This is a genomic window from Pseudomonas sp. RC10-4-2 (assembly GCF_050433085.1).
GTDB lineage: Bacteria > Pseudomonadota > Gammaproteobacteria > Pseudomonadales > Pseudomonadaceae > Pseudomonas > Pseudomonas aeruginosa.
Genome location: NZ_JBNPXX010000004.1, coordinates 264,953 through 281,731, shown reverse-complemented (window position 1 = coordinate 281,731; position 16,779 = coordinate 264,953). Strand labels below are relative to the sequence as shown.

The window sequence follows — 16,779 nt, the reverse complement described above, 5'->3', positions numbered from 1 at the left end:
GATCAACGGGCGGATATCTTGATCAGCTTGGCATAGTAGAAGCCATCGTGGCCCTCCACCTGCGGCAGCAACTGGCGGCCGTGGGGCTGTTTCATGCCCCAGGGGCCGGGAAGGTCCAGTTCGCGGGCGCCGGGCGTGCGGGCGAGGAAGGCGGCGATGCTGTCGCTGTTTTCCGCCGGCATCACCGAACAGGTGGCGTAGAGCAGTACGCCACCGACTTCCAGGGTAGGCCACAGCGCGTCGAGCAATTCACCCTGCAGGTGCGCCAGGGCGGCGATGTCTTCCGGCTTGCGCGCCAGCTTGATGTCCGGGTGGCGGCGGATCACCCCGGTGGCCGAGCACGGCGCGTCGAGGAGGATGCGCTGGAACGGCTTGCCGTCCCACCACTCCCCGGTGGCCCTGGCGTCGGCGGCGACCAGGCTGGCTTGCAGGCCGAGCCGCTGGAGGTTTTCCCGGACCCTTATCAGGCGGCTCTCCTCGAGGTCGACGGCGACCACTTCGGCCAGTTCCGGCTGGGTTTCCAGCAGGTGGCAGGTCTTGCCGCCAGGCGCACAGCAGGCGTCGAGGACACGCTGGCCGGGCGCGCTTTCGAGCAGCTCGGCGGCCAGTTGCGCGGCTTCGTCCTGAACGCTGACGCGGCCCTCCGCGAAGCCCGGTAGTTCGCGCACGTCGCGCGGCGCGGCGAGCTGGATGCCGTCGCGGCTGTAGTCGCAGGCGCGGGCCTCGATTCCGGCTTCGGCGAGTTCGGCCAGGTAGGCATCGCGCTCGCCGTGGCGCCGATTGACCCGCAAGGTCATCGGCGGGTGTGCGTTATTCGCTGCGCAGAGCGCGTCGAGTTGCTCCGGCCAGGCCTGCTTGAGCGCTTTCAGCAGCCAGCGCGGATGGCCCAGGCGCGCCGAGGGATCGCGGTCGACCTCGGCCAGCAGCGTCTCGCCTTCGCGCTGCGCGCGGCGCAGCACGGCGTTGAGCACGCCCTTGGCCCAGCCCTTCTTCAGCTTGTCGGCGCAGCCGACGGTCTCGCCGATCGCGGCGTGCGGCGGAATCCGCGTGTAGAGCAACTGGTAGAGGCCAATCAGCAGCAGGGCGTGGATATCGGTGTCGGCGGCCTTGAACGGCTTCTGCAACAGGCGCACGGCCAGGGCCTGCAGGCGCGGTTGCCAGCGCGCCGCGCCGAAGGCCAGCTCCTGGGTCAGGCCGCGATCGCGCGGGGCGACCTTGTCCAGTTGCGGCGGCAACGCGCCAGACAGCGAGGCGCGTCCGGCGAGCACCGCGGCCAGCGCCTGGCAGGCGGCGAGACGCGGGTTCATTGGCCGAGCACCTGGCCGGCGGCGAATTGCTCGCGGCGGCTGTTGTAGAGGTCGGCGAAGGCCAGTGGCTTGCCGCCAGGCAATTGCAGGCGGGTCAGGTGCAGGGCGCCTTCGCCGCAGGCGACCAGCAGGCCGTCGCGGCTGGCCTCGAGGATGGTTCCGGGCGCCCCGCTGCCCTGCCCCAGGCTGGCGCCGAGGACTTTCAGCGGCGCATCGGCGAGGCTGGTGTGGCAGACCGGCCAGGGGGTGAAGGCGCGGACCTGGCGCTCCAGTTCGACGGCCGGACGGCTCCAGTCGAGGCGTGCCTCGTCCTTGTTCAGCTTGTGCGCGTAGGTGGCCAGGGCGTCGTCCTGGATCTCGCCATGCAGGGTGCCGGCGGCCAGGCCGGCGATGGCTTCGACCACCGCTTTCGGGCCGAGCGCGGCGAGCCGGTCGTGCAGGCTGCCGCCGGTGTCCGCGGCGGAAATCGGCGTGCTCACCTTGAGCAGCATCGGGCCGGTGTCGAGCCCTGCTTCCATCTGCATCACGGTGACGCCGCTCTCCGCGTCGCCGGCTTCCACCGCGCGCTGGATCGGCGCGGCGCCGCGCCAGCGCGGCAGCAGCGAGGCGTGGCTGTTGATGCAGCCCAGGCGCGGGATATCGAGTACCGCCTGGGGCAGGATCAGGCCATAGGCGACCACCACCATCAGGTCCGCGCGCAGGGCCGCCAGCTCCGCCTGGGCCTCGGCATTACGCAGGCTCTGCGGCTGCATGACCGGCAGGCCATGCTCCAGGGCCAGGCTCTTCACCGCGCTGGGCATCAGTTTCTGCCCGCGGCCGGCCGGCCGGTCAGGCTGGGTGTAGACGGCGACGATCCGATGTGGGGTGTCGAGCAGGGCCTTGAGATGCTCGGCGGCGAATTCCGGGGTTCCGGCGAAGACGATGCGCAATGCTTGGCTCATGCGGGGCTCGCTAAAAGAAAAAGGCTTGCCGGGGCAAGCCTTTGGGGGATGGGGTCACGCCTGCTGTCGATGCTGCTTTTCCAGCTTCTTGCGGATGCGGTCGCGCTTGAGGGTGGACAGGTAGTCGACGAACAGCTTGCCGTTGAGGTGGTCGCATTCGTGCTGGATGCATACCGCCAGCAGGCCTTCGGCGACTTCCTCGAAGGGGTTGCCATCGCGGTCGAGGGCCTTGATCCGGACCTTCTGCGGTCGGTCCACGTTCTCGTAGAAGCCGGGTACCGACAGGCAGCCTTCCTGGTACTGGTCCATATCCTCGGTCAGCGGTTCGAACTCGGGGTTGATGAATACCCTCGGCTCGGACTTGTCTTCGCTGAGGTCCATGACCACGATGCGCTTGTGCACGTTCACCTGGGTCGCGGCGAGGCCGATGCCCGGGGCTTCGTACATGGTTTCGAACATGTCGTCGATCAGCTGGCGCACCGCGTCGTCGACCACCTCCACCGGTTTGGCGATGGTCCGCAGGCGCGGATCGGGGAATTCGAGAATGTTCAGGATGGCCATATGCGTTTGTGATGCACTTGTGGAATCGATTGAAAATCCGCTGCTAAGATGGCGCGCAGCTTGAAAACGGCTTCAGACCGCGATTCTCGCGGGCTTCGGGCGTTTCGCGTATGTCGACATGATAAAGGGATTCACTGCATGAGGAAATCACTAGTCGCCCTTCTGCTCCTTGCCGCGAGCGGTCTGGCGCAGGCCCAGGTCGACCTCAGGGAAGGGCATCCGGACCGCTACACGGTGGTCAGGGGCGATACCCTGTGGGACATCTCGGGGAAATTCCTCCGCCAGCCATGGAAGTGGCCGGAACTCTGGCACGCCAACCCGCAGATCCAGAATCCCCACCTGATCTACCCCGGCGACACACTCAGCCTGGTCTACGTTGATGGCCAGCCGCGCCTGGTGCTGAACCGTGGCGAATCGCGCGGGACCATCAAGCTGTCGCCGAAGATCCGCAGCACGCCGATCGCCGAGGCCATCCCGACCATCCCGCTGGACAAGATCAACAGCTTCCTGCTGGCCAACCGCATCGTCGATGACGAGAAGACCTTCACCAGTGCGCCGTACATCGTCGCCGGCAACGCCGAGCGGATCGTCAGCGGCACCGGCGACCGCATCTACGCTCGCGGCAAGTTCGCCGACGGCCAGCCGGCCTATGGCATCTTCCGCCAGGGCAAGGTCTACATCGATCCGAAGACCAAGGAAGTCCTCGGCATCAACGCCGACGACATCGGCGGCGGCGAGGTGGTAGCCACCGAAGGCGACGTCGCGACCCTGGCACTGACCCGCACCACCCAGGAAGTGCGCCTGGGCGACCGCCTGTTCCCCACCGAGGAGCGTGCGGTGAATTCCACCTTCATGCCCGGCGAGCCGAGCCGCGAGGTGAAGGGCGAAATCATCGACGTACCGCGCGGCGTGACCCAGATCGGCCAGTTCGACGTGGTCACCCTGAACCGTGGCCAGCGCGACGGGCTGGCCGAGGGCAACGTGCTGGCGATCTACAAGGTCGGCGAGACGGTGCGCGACCGCGTTACCGGTGAGTCGGTGAAGATTCCCGACGAACGCGCCGGCCTGCTGATGGTGTTCCGTACCTACAAGAAGCTGAGCTACGCCCTGGTTCTGATGGCCAGCAGGCCGCTCTCGGTAACCGACAGGGTGCAGAATCCCTGACTCGAAACCCCCGCCTCGGCGGGGGTTTCGCGTTTCTGGGGGAAGGAAATTTCATACGACGGTTTCCAGGATGGAAGCCGGACCCTTCCCTTCTTCCTGTCAGCGATGGACCTGCCTGCTATGGATGAGTCGCAATGAAGAACCATTCTCCAGCCGAACTGGAAGCACGGCTGCGTCTGCATGGCCTGCCCGAACTGGGACCCATGCGCTTCCTGCGCTTGATCGAGGCCTTCGGTTCGGCCTCTTCCGCGCTTGCCGCGCCAGCCGGCGCCTGGCGCACCCTGGGAGTGCCTGCCGAGGCCGCTGCCGCGCGGCGCAGCCCGGCGGTGCGGGAAGCGGCGGGTGAAGCCCTGCGCTGGCTGGAAGGTCCGCGCAGGCACCTGCTGATGTGGGACGACCCGGGATACCCGGCACTGCTCGCCGAAGTCGCCGATGCCCCGCCGCTGCTGTACGTCGAAGGCACCCCGGAGACTCTGGAACGGCCGCAACTGGCGATGGTCGGCAGCCGCCGCGCCAGCCCCGCCGGGCTGGGCACCGCCCGGAGCTTTGCGCGCAGCCTGGCGCAGGGCGGCTTCGCCATCACCAGCGGGCTGGCCCTGGGAATCGATGGCGCCGCCCACGAGGGCGCGCTGGAGATTGGCGGCGCGACCGTGGCAGTCCTCGGCACCGGCCTGCGCAGGCTCTATCCGCGCCGCCACGAGGCGCTGGCGCGGCGCATCGTCGAGGATGGCGGCGCGCTGGTTTCGGAACTGCCGCTGGACAGCCCGCCGCTGCCGGCAAACTTTCCCCGGCGCAACCGCATCATCAGCGGACTCTCGCTGGGTGTGCTGGTGGTCGAGGCAAGTCCCGCCAGCGGCTCGCTGATCACCGCGCGGCTGGCGGCGGAACAGGGTCGCGAGGTGTACGCCATCCCGGGCTCCATCCACCATCCCGGCGCACGTGGCTGCCACCAGCTGATTCGCGATGGCGCGCTGCTGGTGGAAAGCGTCGGGCACGTGCTCGAAGCACTGCGCGGCTGGGCGCAGGCGGAGCCAGCGGAAGCGCCGGTGCAGCCCCTGCCCCACCCTTTGCTGGCGCTGCTGCGCGCCGCGCCCTACACCAGCGAAGGCCTGGCCGCCGCCAGCGGCATGACGCTGCCCGACGTGCTGGCGACGCTCAGCGAACTGGAACTCGACGGCCGGGTCGCCTGCGAGGCCGGCACCTGGGTGCATCGCTCCGGCTGAAACCGTACACTTCGCGCACCCTGTCCGCTGGAGTGAGTCGATGATCAGCAGCTTTCGTGCGCAATGCGCCGCCCGGGTCGTCCGCGAGGGCGGCGTGATCGCCTATCCCACCGAGGCGGTATGGGGGCTCGGCTGCGACCCGTGGAACGAGGATGCGGTGTATCGCCTGCTGGCGCTGAAGGCGCGGCCGGTGGAAAAGGGCCTGATCGTGGTGGCGGCGAACATCCACCAGCTCGACTTCCTTCTCGAAGACCTGCCGGACGTCTGGCTGGACCGCCTGGCCGGTACCTGGCCGGGGCCGAACACCTGGCTGGTGCCGCACCAGGAGCGCCTGCCGGAGTGGGTCACCGGCGTCCACGACAGCGTCGCCGTGCGGGTCACCGACCATCCCCTGGTACAGGAACTGTGCCATCTCACCGGTCCGCTGATCTCCACCTCGGCCAATCCGGCCGGGCGCCCGGCGGCGCGCACGCGGCTGCGGGTGGAGCAATACTTCCACGACGAGCTGGACGCTATCCTCGGCGGCGCCCTTGGCGGGCGCCGCAACCCCAGCCTGATCCGCGACCTGGTGACCGGACAGGTCATCCGCCCGGCCTGAGTACGCGCTTCAGGGCAACAGTACGGTCGAGCCGGTGGTTCGCCGTGCGGCCAGTTCGGTATGCGCCCTGGCTGCTTCGGCCAGGGCGAAGCGCTGGTTGATCTCGATGCGGATGTCGCCGCGCTCGATCAGGCCGAACAGCTCGTCGGCCATCGCCTGGAGTTTTTCCGGGGTATCGGCGTAGCTGCCCAGGGTCGGCCGGGTCACGTACAGCGAACCCTTCTGCGAGAGGATGCCCAGGTTGACCCCGGTCACCGGCCCCGAGGCGTTGCCGAAGCTGACCAGCAAGCCGCGCGGCGCCACGCAGTCCAGCGAGGTTTCCCAGGTATCCTTACCCACCGAGTCGTAGACCACCGGGCACTTCTTCCCGTCGGTCAGTTCGAGCACCCGCCGCGCCACGTTCTCATGGCTATAGTCGATGGTCTCCCAGGCACCGTGCTGCCTGGCCAGGCGTGCCTTTTCCGGCGAGCTGACGGTGCCGATCAGCTGCACTCCAAGGGCCTTGGCCCATTGGCAGGCGAACAGGCCCACGCCGCCCGCGGCGGCATGGAAGAGAATGGTTTCGCCGCCCCGCAGTTCGTAGGTCTGGCGCAGCAGGTATTGGGTGGTGAGCCCCTTGAGCATCACCGCGGCGGCCTGTTCGAAGTCGATGCCGTCGGGCAGGTGGACCAGCTTCTCCTCCGCCAGCACATGCAGTTCGCTGTAGGCGCCCAGGGGGCCGGTGGCGTAGGCGACGCGGTCGCCGACCTTGAAACGGGTCACTTCGCTGCCCACCGCCTCGACCTCGCCGGCACCTTCGCTACCCAGTCCCGAGGGTAAGCCGGGGGCCGGATAGAGGCCGCTGCGGTAGTAGGTGTCGATGAAGTTCAGGCCAATGGCGCGATTGCGCACGCGGACTTCCCGGGGGCCCGGCTCGGCGGGTTGGTAGTCGCGGTATTCGAGGACTTCGGGGCCGCCGTAGGCAGCGAACTGGATGCGCTTGGCCATGCTGGAACTCCTGCTTCGTCAGGGTTTCGGACGGTCGCGCCGGGTGGGCGACCCTGGGTAAAGGCCTTCATCCAAGCCTTCCCCTTGACGGCCGTCAAGCGCCGGCTACCCATCCAGGGTGGTATGCTTGCGCCCTCGTTTCGTCGCCAGCCCGCGCCCCGCGCGGCCTCCCCGCTCCAAGGTGAACTCCGTGACCGACCGTATCGCCGCTGTCAAAACCTACCTGCTCGACCTGCAAGACCGCATCTGCGCCGCCCTCGAGGCGGAGGACGGCAAGGCCCGCTTCGCCGAGGACGCCTGGGAGCGTCCGGCCGGTGGCGGCGGACGGACGCGGGTAATCGGCGACGGCGCATTGATCGAGAAGGGCGGGGTGAATTTTTCCCACGTCTTCGGCGATAGCCTGCCGCCCTCGGCCAGCGCCCATCGGCCGGAACTGGCCGGGCGCGGTTTCCAGGCGCTCGGCGTGTCGCTGGTGATCCATCCGGAAAACCCCCACGTGCCGACGTCCCATGCCAACGTGCGTTTCTTCTGCGCCGAGAAGGAAGGCGAGGAGCCGGTCTGGTGGTTCGGCGGCGGCTTCGATCTGACCCCCTACTACGCCCACGAGGAAGACTGCGTGCATTGGCACCGGGTCGCTCGCGACGCCTGCGCGCCGTTCGGCGCGGACGTCTACCCGCGCTACAAGGAATGGTGCGACCGCTACTTCCACCTCAAGCACCGCAACGAGCCGCGCGGCATCGGCGGCCTGTTCTTCGACGACCTCAACCAGTGGGACTTCGACACCTGCTTCGCCTTCATCCGCGCCATCGGCGATGCCTATATCGACGCCTACCTGCCGATCGTCCAGCGCCGCAAGCACACGCCGTTCGATGAACGGCAGCGAGAGTTCCAGGCCTATCGTCGCGGTCGCTATGTGGAGTTCAACCTGGTCTTCGATCGTGGCACCCTGTTCGGCCTGCAGTCCGGCGGCCGTACCGAATCGATCCTGATGTCGTTGCCGCCGCAGGTGCGCTGGGGCTATGACTGGAAACCCGAGCCGGGCAGCGAGGAAGCGCGCCTGACCGAGTATTTCCTCGCCGACCGCGATTGGCTCGCCGGCCAGCCCTGACCCGCCCGCAGGGGACGAGTCCGCTCGTCCCGTCCCACTCCGGCAAAGGAACGACCCATGGACCGCTACTGCGTATTCGGCAACCCCATCGGCCACAGCAAGTCGCCGCTGATCCACCGCCTGTTCGCCGAGCAGACCGGCGAGGCGCTGGTCTATGACGCGCAGCTGGCGCCGCTGGACGATTTCCCCGGGTTCGCCCGGCGCTTCTTCGAGCAGGGCAAGGGCGCCAATGTCACCGTGCCGTTCAAGGAAGAGGCCTATCGTCTGGTGGACGAATTGAGCGAGCGGGCCACCCGGGCCGGGGCGGTGAACACCCTGATCCGCCTGGCCGACGGTCGCCTGCGCGGCGACAACACCGACGGCGCGGGCTTGCTGCGGGACCTGACGGCGAACGCCGGGGTCGAGCTGCGCGGCAAGCGGGTTCTCCTGCTCGGCGCCGGCGGTGCGGTGCGTGGGGTGCTCGAACCCTTCCTCGGCGAGTGCCCGGCGGAGTTGCTGATCGCCAACCGCACGGCGCGGAAGGCCGTGGACCTGGCCGAGCGGTTCGCCGACCTCGGCGCGGTGCACGGCTGCGGTTTCGCCGAGGTCGAAGGGCCTTTCGACCTGATCGTCAACGGCACCTCGGCCAGTCTTGCCGGCGACGTGCCGCCGCTGGCGCAGAGCGTGATCGAGCCCGGCCGTACCGTCTGCTACGACATGATGTATGCCAAGGAACCGACTGCCTTCAACCGCTGGGCCGCCGAACGCGGTGCGGCGCGTACCCTGGATGGCCTGGGCATGCTGGTGGAGCAGGCCGCCGAGGCATTCTTCCTCTGGCGCGGCGTGCGTCCTGCCTCGGCGCCAGTGTTGGAGACGCTGCGCCGACAGTTGGCAACTGTCTGAGTTGTCAGGCGGAATTTGAGACGTACGTCTCAAATTGGCTTCCATCTGACATGTAGGAATCACAAAACCGGGTTAAGACTTCAGGCTTCACTCACTCTCGAGCGCTGCCGATGAAAACCTTCGCCCGCCTGGCCGCCGGTCTCTGCATCTGCGCCATCGCCAGCCAGGCCAACGCCTGGTCGCAACCGACCCATAAGAACATCGTCAAGGACGCCCTGGCCTTCATGAACTCCTCCTACGCCACCGAGGAGATGCGCCAGGCCTACCGGTTCTACGTGAGCGCCGCCGGCAGCGAGGCGCAGGCCGGGGAGATCCTCGGCCAGGCGGCCTTCGACGTGGACGACTTCAAGGACACCCGTCTCGGGGGCTGGTGGGTCGGCTACGAACACGCGCCGCTGTGGGGCGCGGCTTCGGGCATCGTCAACTACACCTCGTACTGGCACTTCCTCAACCTGGCCCGGGACGGCGACTCCCATGGCAACCCCCACGGCGGCTACGACTACCGCTACCACAAGGTCGACGGCGGCATCGCCGACGTCGACTGGTACGCCATGGTCTATCTCTACAACCGCGAGCTGAAGCGCGAGGACTTCGACACCACCGAGGCGCACTACCGCCAGGGCACCCGCTCGGACTGGCAGGAGCACTACGGCGACTTCCAGACCGCCGCCTTCCAGCCGATCGACAACCTCGCCACCTACTGGTTCGAGCAGTTCCGCGCCGCGCCTTCGCTGCAGACCATCGGCTATGCCCTGCACGCCACCGGCGACGTGGCCCAGCCGCACCATGTGTGGATCACCTCGGCCAACGGCCATTCCAGCTGGGAAGGCTGGGTCGACGACCACTACGCCAGCGAGAAGCTCAACGACCCGGCGGCGGTGGCCAACCTGGTGGGGCGCTACGATCCGAGCAAGAGCATCCGCGACCTGCTCACCCAGACCGGCCAGGTCGCCTACGCACGTCCCGAACCGCTCTACGACACCAGCTACGAGACGCGCCTGCGGGTGGCGAAGGAGCTGATTCCCGAGTCCATCGCCCTGACCGTCACCGTACTGACCAAGGGCGCCAACAGCTTCGATGCACCGACTGCTCTCTGATCGCGCCCGGGGCTGGCGTCGCGCACTGTGCGGGATCGTCCTCGGGCTGCTGGCGTGGAGCGCCCATGGCGTCCCCGCCAAGGCGCCGCAGGATCTGCGGATCGACGGCGAGGTGCTGCCGGGGAAAAGCGTCGACCTGCTCGAGCAGGCCCTGTCGCGGGTCAAGTTCAACACCGACCCGCAGCAGTTGCGCCGCGGCCTGGTGGAAAACCGCCTGCTGGCGCGCGCGGTGGAAGACCAGCTCACCGCGCAGAGCCGCGCCGATCTCGACGCCAGCGTGGAGATCGAGGCCGGCAACCTGCTCGAACAGGTATACGGCAGGCGCTACCGCGAGGACCTCGGGCCATACCTGCGCCAGCCCCGGGCCCTGAGCGCGGAGCGTTTGCGCGAGGTGCTGGCGCCGAGGAGCCGCGGCCTGGTGGAAAACAGCCTGCTGCTGGATGAGACGCAGCGCCGCGAGGCGGCCGGGGTCGAGCTGATCGGCTGGCAGTTTCCCGGCCAGCCGGCACAGGTCCTCGACCTGCTATCGCTGTACGAAGGCGACAACGTCCAGGGCCAGGTGGAATTGCAACAGGGCAACCTCGCCTACCTGGCGCGCCAGGTCCAGACCCGCATCCGCCGCGACTACCTCTGGTACCGCCTGGCCCGGGACGGCTTCGGCCCGGCAGAGCGGCAGGGCGTGAGGACCCTGGTGCGGGACAAGCTGGTGCGCCATCGCTATCTGCACCAGATCGGCCTCTACAGTGATTTCCACCATGAGTCCGATGCGCTGCGGGAACTCGCCGGCAAGGTCAGCGACAAGGACGCCGAGGCCTACTATCGGCGCAACCTGGAGCGTTACCGCAACGTCGCGCAGGTGCAGGCGGCGCATATCCGCCTGGCCGACCAGGCGAGCGCGGACAAGGTCTACGCCGAGTTGCGCGGCGGCCTGGCCTTCGACGAGGCGGTACGCCGCTATTCCCTGGCCGACGACAGGGACCGCGACCCGCCCGGCGACCTAGGCCTGATACGGCCCCAGGACGGCCGGCTCGACCTGCTGCGCAAGACTGCGCTGATCCAGAAGGCCGATACGGTTTCCCAGCCGATGCGCATCGACGGCGCGTTCGAGATCGTCCGGGTGCGTAGCCGCGAGGATCGCCAGTTGCCCCTCGACGACCGCAGCGTGCGCTTCGAGGTGAACCAGGCGGTGGCGCGCGAGCAACTGGCAGCACAGTTCGAGACGCGCCTGCGCAACCTGCTGGCCGGCGCCAGGGTGGAAGGCCTGTGACGCGCTGGCTCGGCGTTGCCCTCGGCTGCAGCGGGCTGGCGATCGCCCTGGCCTGCGCCGGCGTGTTGCTGGCGCCCGCCGATATGGCCGCTTCCTCGTCTTCTCCGCCGCCAGCCAGGACGGTTGCGGCGCTGCCCGCGGTCGACGACCGTCCGCCGCCGCTGGCGCCGGTACGATCGCAAGCGGTGGCACCGGCGTACGAGGCGGAGCCGCCGGCGGCGGAACTGGATCGCGAGCAGGCGATCCAGTTCATGCAGATGCTGCGCGACGAGGGCGACCCGCGCAGCCCGCCGCTCGGCGGCCTGCAACCACGCCAGGGCGCGACGGCGCAGGAGCTGGCCGATCCGAAGCAGTACCAGGCCTTCGAGGAACGACAGACTCGCGAACTGGTACAGGCCTACACCAGCGGCGTACAGCAGATCCCGGAAATCCGCGCGCGGATCGAGGCGGCCGAACAGGGTGGCGAGCGCAGCGCCGAGGAAATCGACGAGGCTCGCGCCGCCCTTGGACAGTTGGAGATGATGCGCGACAAGCTGCAGCGGGAATCGCCGCAACTGCTGCCCGGCGACAGCGCACCGACATCGCCGGCGGCGCCCTGAGCGTCAGCCTTCGTAGTGCAGGCGGCAGCCTTCGTCGGCCTGCCGGCCCAGTGCTTCGCGGACCTGCGGGCGAGCGTGGCGCAATACCAGGCGGCGTCCCTCGGCGTGCAGGCGGCGGGCTTCCTGCTGCAACAGCACTGCGCCGGCGAAGTCGATGAAGTTCACCTGGCGGGCGTCCAGCACCAGCCGTGGCCTGTCGCATTGGCGCATGAGGCGTTGCAGGTAGTCGCAGGCGCCGAAGAAGATCGAGCCTTCGATGCGTAGCACTTCTTCCTCGTCGTTGCGCTGGCGCAGTACGCGTGGTGTCGAGGTGCGCCGCAGGTAGAAGAACAGCGACGCCAGCACTCCCGCGTAGATGGCGTTCTGCAGCGGCAACAGCAGCGTGGCCAGGGCGGTTAGGCCGGCCACCAGGCATTCGGCGCGGCCGCTGCGGTAGAGCGCGCGGAGCGCCGGGCGGTCGATCAGGCCCCAGGCGATCAGCAGGATGCCTGCGGCCATCGCCGGCAACGGTACATGTTCGATCAGGCGCGCACCGAGCACGGCCAGCAGTGCCACCCAGAGCGCCGAAAACGCACCCGCCAGCGGGGAGCGCGCACCGGCTTCCAGATTGAGCCCGGAGCGGGTGAAGGAACCCGCCGACAGGCTCGCCGACAGCCAAGGCCCGAGCAGGTTCGACAGGCCCTGGGCGCGGACCTCCTGGTTGGCATCGAACGCGTCTCCCTGGCGCGCGGCCAGGGCGCGGGCGATCGACAGGCTGGTGACCAGCCCGAGCATGCCGCAGGCCACCGCCGCAGGTAGCAGGTCGAGGATCGATCGGGGATCGAAGACCAGCGGATTCCAACCCGGCAGTGCACTCGATAAGGCCTGCACATGGGCTACCGAGGCGAAGGTCCCGGGTAGCGCCCAGACCAGCGTGGCACCGCCCAGCAAGCCAAGCAGCAGGGCCGGCCAGCGCGGTCGCAGGCGCCTGACCAGCAGGCTGAGCGCGAAGCTGAAGCCGCCCACCAGCAGCGATGGGCCATCGAACTCGGCGAACCGCGCCAGCAGCCGCCAGCCGTTTCCCGGCGCTGCGCCCTCCCCGCTCGCGGCCAGGCCGAGAAGATAGGGCAGTTGGCCGAGGACGATCAGCAGCGCCGCGCCAAGGGTGAAGCCGAGCATCACCGAATGCGAGACGAAATTGACCAGCGACCCGACGCGCAGGACGCCGAGCAGCCACTGGAAGGCGCCGGCGAGAAAGGTCAGCAGCAGCACGGCCTGGACGTATTGCGGGCTGCCCAGCGGCGCCAGGGGGGCCACCGAACTGAACAGCAGCACCGAGATCGCCGCGGTGGGACCGCTCACCAGGTAGCGCGACGAGCCCCACAGGCAGGCGATCGCCACTGGCAGCATCGCCGCGTACAGGCCGTACTCCGCTGGCAGGCCGGCGATCAGCGCATAGGCCATCGATTGCGGCAGTGCCAGGATCGCGCCATTCAGGCCGACCCAGGCCTCGCGCCCGAGCGTGCCCCGGCGTAGCCCCGGTAGCCAGGCGAGGAACGGCAGCAGGCGCGTCCACATGGCGCTATGGCTGGCCGCGAACCGCGGCCAGGGCGTCGCCGCCGTCGCGGCTGGTCACCCCTTGCAGCCAGGCCTCGAGCACCTGCGGGTTGGCCTTGAGCCAGGCGCGGGTCGCCGAGGCCGGAGTCGCCGTGCCTTCCAGCGCGTCGCTCATCAGGCGGTTCTCCATGTCCAGGTCGAAGCGCAGGTTGGCCAGCAGCCGCGCCGGGTTCGGGCACTGCGCGGCGTAGCCCTTGCGTGCCAGGGTGTAGACCTGGCCGCGGTCGCCGAAGTACTGCTCGCCGCCTTCCAGGTAGCGCAGGTCATGGCGGATGTTCATCGGGTGCGGCGTCCAGCCGAGGAACACCAGCCAGCGCTGGCGCTTCTCGGCCCGGCCGAGTTCGGCGAGCATCGCCTGCTCGCTGGACTCCACCAGCTTCCAGTCGCCGAGGCCGAACTGGTTGGCGTCGATCATCTTCTGGATCGACTGATTGGCCGGCGCGCCGGAGCCGATCCCGTACAGCTTGCGGTTGAAGCGTTGCCCTTGCGCGGCGAGGTCCTCGAAGCGGTGTACGCCGGCGTCCCAGACGTAGCGCGGCACCGCCAGGGTGAAGCGGGTGCCGTCGAGGTTGCGACCGAGGCGTTCGACCTGGCCGCTGGCGACGAACTTGTCGTGATAGTCCTGGTGCGCGGGCATCCAGCCGCCGAGGAAGGCGTCCACCTGGCCGTCGCGCAGGCCGCCATAGATGATCGGCACCGACAGGGTATCGATCTTCACCTGGTAGCCGAGGCTTTCCAGGAGAAACGCGGCGGTGGCGTTGGTCACCGCGATATCGCTCCAGCCTGGATCGGCCAGCCTGACGCGGGCACAGGCGGGGTCTTCGGCGTATAGCGAGGCGCTGCCCAGGAACAGGGTGGCGGCCAGCAGGCAGGTGGGAAGCCGGTTCATGGAGGTGCCCTCGTGCTCAGGGTTGCGGGAAGCGCGCGCGGCGCTCGAGATCGTCCAGGTCGATATGGTTGCGCATGTACTGCTGGCTGGCATCGACCCACGGCTGGTGGTCCCAGCTGGCCAGCCGTCCTCGCGCCAGCGCGGCGGCCACCAGGCGTCGGCGGCGCTGGCTGTCGAGTACGGCGCGGGTGATCGCGGGGATGTCCCAGCGTCGCCGGGCCTCGTCGAGGAACGCCTCGAACGTTCCGCGATGGGCCGGACTGGCGGCGAGGTTCTCGCGCTCCTGCGGGTCGTTGCGCAGGTCGTAGAGCAGGCAGGGGTCCTGCTCGGAGTAGATGAACTTGTAGTCGCCGCGGCGGATCATCATCAGCGGGCTGAGGGTGCCCTCGGCGGTGTATTCGCCGATCACCTCGTCATGCCCGCTGCCATCGCGCAGGTGCGGCAGCAGCGAGCGGCCTTCCAGCGGCAGGCGTGGATCGACCTGGCCGCCGGCCAGCTCCACCAGGGTCGGCAGCAGGTCCACGGTGGATACCGAAGCGCCGATGCGGCGCGGCGCGAAGCGCGCCGGCGCATGGACCAGCAGCGGCACGCGCGCGGCCATCTCGAACCAGTGCATCTTGTACCAGAGGCCGCGCTCGCCGAGCATGTCGCCATGGTCGCCGGAGAACACCACGATGGTGTCGTCGGCCAGCCCGCATTCCTCCAGGGTCGCCAGCAGCGCACCGATCTGCGCGTCGACGTAGCTGCAGGCGCCGAAGTAGGCACGCCGGGCGGCGCGGATGCGCTCCTCGGGCAACGGCTTGTCCCACAGGTCGATGACCTTCAGCAGGCGTTGCGAATGAGGGTCCTGCTCCTCCTGGGCGAAGCGCTGGCGCGGCAGCGGGATGTCCTCGTCGCGGTAGAGATTCCAGTAGCTCGCCGGGATGCTGTAGGGGTCGTGCGGATGGGTCATCGACACGGTCAGGCAGAATGGCTGGCCGGCGTGCTGGCGAACATGGTCGTAGAGGTACTGGCGGGCCTTGAACACCACCTCCTCGTCGAAGTCCAGCTGGTTGGTGCGCACGCAGGGACCGGCCTGCAAAACCGAGGACATGTTGTGGTACCAGCTCGGGCGCACCTCCGGCTCGTCCCAGTTCACCGCCCAGCCATAGTCCGCCGGATAGATGTCGCTGGTCAGGCGTTCCTCGTAGCCGTGCAACTGGTCGGGACCGCAGAAGTGCATCTTGCCCGACAGCGCCGTGCGATAGCCGAGGTTGCGCAGGTAGTGGGCGTAGGTGGGGGTATCGGCGGCGAAGTCGGCGGCGTTGTCCCAGGCGCCGATGCGGGTAGGCAAGCGACCGCTGACCAGGGTGAAGCGCGACGGCGCGCAGAGCGGGCTGTTGCAGTACGCCGAGTCGAACACCACGGCCCGTTCGGCGAGGCGCGAGAGGTGAGGCATGCGCAGCACCGAGCGCGGATCGTGAAGCGGCAGCAGCGGCGCGGCCATCTGGTCGGCCATGATGAACAGGATGTTCGGCGAGGTCTTCATCGGGCGGCTTATCCCATGCGATTGGGTTATGCGATAGTGCTGCGTCGATCATCAGTGCATCGAAATCCCTGGTAAACCGCATGGGGCTGGATGCGTTGGATAAGCCTGGCTTATGGGAGAACGCCTCATGCCGCTGTGCCTCGACCTGCTCCGGGTATTCGAGTCCGCCGCCCGCCAGCTCAGCTTCACCGCTGCCGCCGAGGAGCTGGGGACCACCCAGCCTGCGGTCAGCCAGCAGATCAAACGCCTGGAGAAGGAGCTGGCGACCCCTCTGTTCCAGCGCGTCCATCGAGGCATCGTGCTCACCGACGCCGGCCAGCTCCTGCTCCGCCACGTGGCCGCCGGCCTCGAGACGATCGATGCCGGCATCGCCGCGCTGGGCGCGCGCCAGCGCCACGAGGTGCTCCAGGTGGCCACCGACTACGCCTTCGCCGCCTACTGGCTGATGCCGCGCCTTCCGCGCTTCCACCAGGCCCATCCGCATCTGGACGTGAGCCTGGTGACCAGCGAGCGCGGCCTGGCCGGCCAGCGCGGCGATATCGACGTGGCGATCCTGTTCGGCGACGGTCGTTCCAAGCACGGCGAAGCGCACCGGCTGTTTCGCGAGGAGGTGTTCCCGGTCTGTAGCCCGCGCCTGGTCGAGGGATTGCAGTTGCCGCTGGCCAAGGTGCACCTGGCGCGCCTGCCGATGCTGCATCTGAAGCCGGCGCAGCACGCCCGCTGGTTCGACTGGCCGGCGTTGTTCGAAGCGTTGGCCATCGATCGGCAGCCGATTCCGGCGGTGCTCAGCTTCGACAACTACACCTTGCTGATCCAGGCGGCCATCGCCGGCCAGGGCGTGGCCATCGGCTGGCGCCACCTGGTCGACGGCCTGCTCGAACAGGGGCTGCTTTGCCGGCCCATTGGCGAGAGCTGCCTGTCGCGATACGGGTACTATGCGGTATTGCCGGAGCGCAAGCGGCGCCAGCGGCTGGTCGACGGTTTCGTCGACTGGCTGCAGGCCGAGTTGCAGGCCGGCGGCGCTTGAAGAGG

The 16,779-nt window shown here is 68.6% G+C and carries 16 protein-coding genes; 9 read left to right on the top strand and 7 right to left on the bottom strand.

What is annotated here, in order from left to right:
* Positions 1 to 2 precede the first annotated feature (2 nt).
* The 3 genes from rsmB to def are packed head-to-tail and all read right to left on the bottom strand — an operon-like array spanning position 3 to position 2,809.
* Positions 3 to 1,307 (bottom strand): 16S rRNA (cytosine(967)-C(5))-methyltransferase RsmB, encoded by a 1,305-nt coding sequence (rsmB, locus tag FHW81_RS20105; protein WP_106120531.1) that lies wholly within the window; start codon positions 1,305 to 1,307, stop codon positions 3 to 5.
* Positions 1,304 to 2,248 (bottom strand): methionyl-tRNA formyltransferase, encoded by a 945-nt coding sequence (gene fmt / locus FHW81_RS20100; protein ID WP_023089593.1) that lies wholly within the window; start codon positions 2,246 to 2,248, stop codon positions 1,304 to 1,306. The genes rsmB and fmt overlap by 4 nt, the downstream gene beginning before the upstream one ends.
* 54 nt (positions 2,249 to 2,302) lie before the next feature.
* A complete protein-coding gene (gene def, locus FHW81_RS20095; RefSeq protein ID WP_003107059.1) occupies positions 2,303 to 2,809 on the bottom strand; it encodes a peptide deformylase in 507 nt (168 codons plus the stop codon).
* Positions 2,810 to 2,947: 138 nt separating this feature from the next.
* On the opposite strand from def, the gene FHW81_RS20090 reads away from it, so the two are divergent.
* The 3 genes from FHW81_RS20090 (at position 2,948) to FHW81_RS20080 (ending at position 5,794) form a co-directional block, all read left to right on the top strand.
* Entirely contained in the window at positions 2,948 to 3,973 is a 1,026-nt protein-coding gene (locus FHW81_RS20090) for a LysM peptidoglycan-binding domain-containing protein (RefSeq protein ID WP_003097294.1), read from the top strand.
* A 134-nt stretch (positions 3,974 to 4,107) separates the two neighbouring features.
* Entirely contained in the window at positions 4,108 to 5,196 is a 1,089-nt protein-coding gene (dprA, locus tag FHW81_RS20085) for a DNA-processing protein DprA (protein ID WP_030047946.1), read from the top strand.
* A 40-nt stretch (positions 5,197 to 5,236) separates the two neighbouring features.
* Positions 5,237 to 5,794, top strand: a complete 558-nt coding sequence (locus FHW81_RS20080) for an L-threonylcarbamoyladenylate synthase (RefSeq protein WP_003097300.1) — start codon at positions 5,237 to 5,239, stop codon at positions 5,792 to 5,794.
* 9 nt (positions 5,795 to 5,803) lie between these two features.
* Here the strand turns inward: FHW81_RS20080 and FHW81_RS20075 are convergent, their stop codons facing one another.
* On the bottom strand, positions 5,804 to 6,781 hold the full coding sequence (locus FHW81_RS20075; RefSeq protein ID WP_003111202.1) for an NADPH:quinone reductase: 978 nt from the start codon (positions 6,779 to 6,781) through the stop codon (positions 5,804 to 5,806).
* Between the two features lie 190 nt (positions 6,782 to 6,971).
* On the opposite strand from FHW81_RS20075, the gene hemF reads away from it, so the two are divergent.
* From hemF to FHW81_RS20050, 5 genes are all read left to right on the top strand, one after another.
* Positions 6,972 to 7,889 (top strand): oxygen-dependent coproporphyrinogen oxidase, encoded by a 918-nt coding sequence (gene hemF, locus FHW81_RS20070; protein ID WP_003097311.1) that lies wholly within the window; start codon positions 6,972 to 6,974, stop codon positions 7,887 to 7,889.
* Positions 7,890 to 7,946: 57 nt separating this feature from the next.
* Complete coding sequence (gene aroE / locus FHW81_RS20065) at positions 7,947 to 8,771, top strand: shikimate dehydrogenase (RefSeq protein WP_003111201.1); 825 nt, start codon at positions 7,947 to 7,949, stop codon at positions 8,769 to 8,771.
* A gap of 110 nt (positions 8,772 to 8,881) precedes the next feature.
* The gene (locus FHW81_RS20060) at positions 8,882 to 9,868 is read left to right on the top strand and encodes a phospholipase C (RefSeq protein ID WP_003111200.1); all 987 of its coding nucleotides are present in this window, start codon (positions 8,882 to 8,884) and stop codon (positions 9,866 to 9,868) included.
* A complete protein-coding gene (locus tag FHW81_RS20055) occupies positions 9,849 to 11,135 on the top strand; it encodes a peptidylprolyl isomerase (RefSeq protein ID WP_023095010.1) in 1,287 nt (428 codons plus the stop codon). The genes FHW81_RS20060 and FHW81_RS20055 overlap by 20 nt, the downstream gene beginning before the upstream one ends.
* The gene (locus FHW81_RS20050) at positions 11,132 to 11,734 is read left to right on the top strand and encodes a hypothetical protein (RefSeq protein ID WP_106120530.1); all 603 of its coding nucleotides are present in this window, start codon (positions 11,132 to 11,134) and stop codon (positions 11,732 to 11,734) included. The genes FHW81_RS20055 and FHW81_RS20050 overlap by 4 nt, the downstream gene beginning before the upstream one ends.
* A gap of 3 nt (positions 11,735 to 11,737) precedes the next feature.
* On the opposite strand, the gene FHW81_RS20045 is transcribed toward FHW81_RS20050, so the two are convergent.
* From FHW81_RS20045 to betC, 3 genes are read right to left on the bottom strand one after another with little or no spacing between them, the layout of a single operon-like run.
* A complete protein-coding gene (locus FHW81_RS20045; protein ID WP_106120529.1) occupies positions 11,738 to 13,291 on the bottom strand; it encodes a SulP family inorganic anion transporter in 1,554 nt (517 codons plus the stop codon).
* A gap of 4 nt (positions 13,292 to 13,295) precedes the next feature.
* The gene (locus FHW81_RS20040) at positions 13,296 to 14,219 is read right to left on the bottom strand and encodes a choline ABC transporter substrate-binding protein (protein ID WP_003118485.1); all 924 of its coding nucleotides are present in this window, start codon (positions 14,217 to 14,219) and stop codon (positions 13,296 to 13,298) included.
* Between the two features lie 16 nt (positions 14,220 to 14,235).
* The gene (betC, locus tag FHW81_RS20035) at positions 14,236 to 15,747 is read right to left on the bottom strand and encodes a choline-sulfatase (RefSeq protein ID WP_003097323.1); all 1,512 of its coding nucleotides are present in this window, start codon (positions 15,745 to 15,747) and stop codon (positions 14,236 to 14,238) included.
* A gap of 112 nt (positions 15,748 to 15,859) precedes the next feature.
* Between betC and FHW81_RS20030 the strand changes: the two genes are divergently transcribed.
* Entirely contained in the window at positions 15,860 to 16,774 is a 915-nt protein-coding gene (locus FHW81_RS20030; RefSeq protein WP_004347070.1) for a choline sulfate utilization transcriptional regulator, read from the top strand.
* Positions 16,775 to 16,779: the final 5 nt, after the last annotated feature.

What these genes read in the sequence shown, in the direction of transcription:
- FHW81_RS20080 (WP_003097300.1), top strand. Translation starts at nt 5,237, where the DNA reads ATGATCAGCAGCTTTCGTGCGCAATGCGCCGCCCGGGTCGTCCGCGAG.
- FHW81_RS20045 (WP_106120529.1), bottom strand. Translation starts at nt 13,291, where the DNA reads ATGTGGACGCGCCTGCTGCCGTTCCTCGCCTGGCTACCGGGGCTACGC.
- FHW81_RS20055 (WP_023095010.1), top strand. Translation starts at nt 9,849, where the DNA reads ATGCACCGACTGCTCTCTGATCGCGCCCGGGGCTGGCGTCGCGCACTG.
- FHW81_RS20030 (WP_004347070.1), top strand. Translation starts at nt 15,860, where the DNA reads ATGGGAGAACGCCTCATGCCGCTGTGCCTCGACCTGCTCCGGGTATTC.
- aroE (WP_003111201.1), top strand. Translation starts at nt 7,947, where the DNA reads ATGGACCGCTACTGCGTATTCGGCAACCCCATCGGCCACAGCAAGTCG.
- rsmB (WP_106120531.1), bottom strand. Translation starts at nt 1,307, where the DNA reads ATGAACCCGCGTCTCGCCGCCTGCCAGGCGCTGGCCGCGGTGCTCGCC.
- FHW81_RS20060 (WP_003111200.1), top strand. Translation starts at nt 8,882, where the DNA reads ATGAAAACCTTCGCCCGCCTGGCCGCCGGTCTCTGCATCTGCGCCATC.
- FHW81_RS20075 (WP_003111202.1), bottom strand. Translation starts at nt 6,781, where the DNA reads ATGGCCAAGCGCATCCAGTTCGCTGCCTACGGCGGCCCCGAAGTCCTC.
- FHW81_RS20090 (WP_003097294.1), top strand. Translation starts at nt 2,948, where the DNA reads ATGAGGAAATCACTAGTCGCCCTTCTGCTCCTTGCCGCGAGCGGTCTG.
- fmt (WP_023089593.1), bottom strand. Translation starts at nt 2,248, where the DNA reads ATGAGCCAAGCATTGCGCATCGTCTTCGCCGGAACCCCGGAATTCGCC.
- dprA (WP_030047946.1), top strand. Translation starts at nt 4,108, where the DNA reads ATGAAGAACCATTCTCCAGCCGAACTGGAAGCACGGCTGCGTCTGCAT.
- def (WP_003107059.1), bottom strand. Translation starts at nt 2,809, where the DNA reads ATGGCCATCCTGAACATTCTCGAATTCCCCGATCCGCGCCTGCGGACC.
- FHW81_RS20040 (WP_003118485.1), bottom strand. Translation starts at nt 14,219, where the DNA reads ATGAACCGGCTTCCCACCTGCCTGCTGGCCGCCACCCTGTTCCTGGGC.
- betC (WP_003097323.1), bottom strand. Translation starts at nt 15,747, where the DNA reads ATGAAGACCTCGCCGAACATCCTGTTCATCATGGCCGACCAGATGGCC.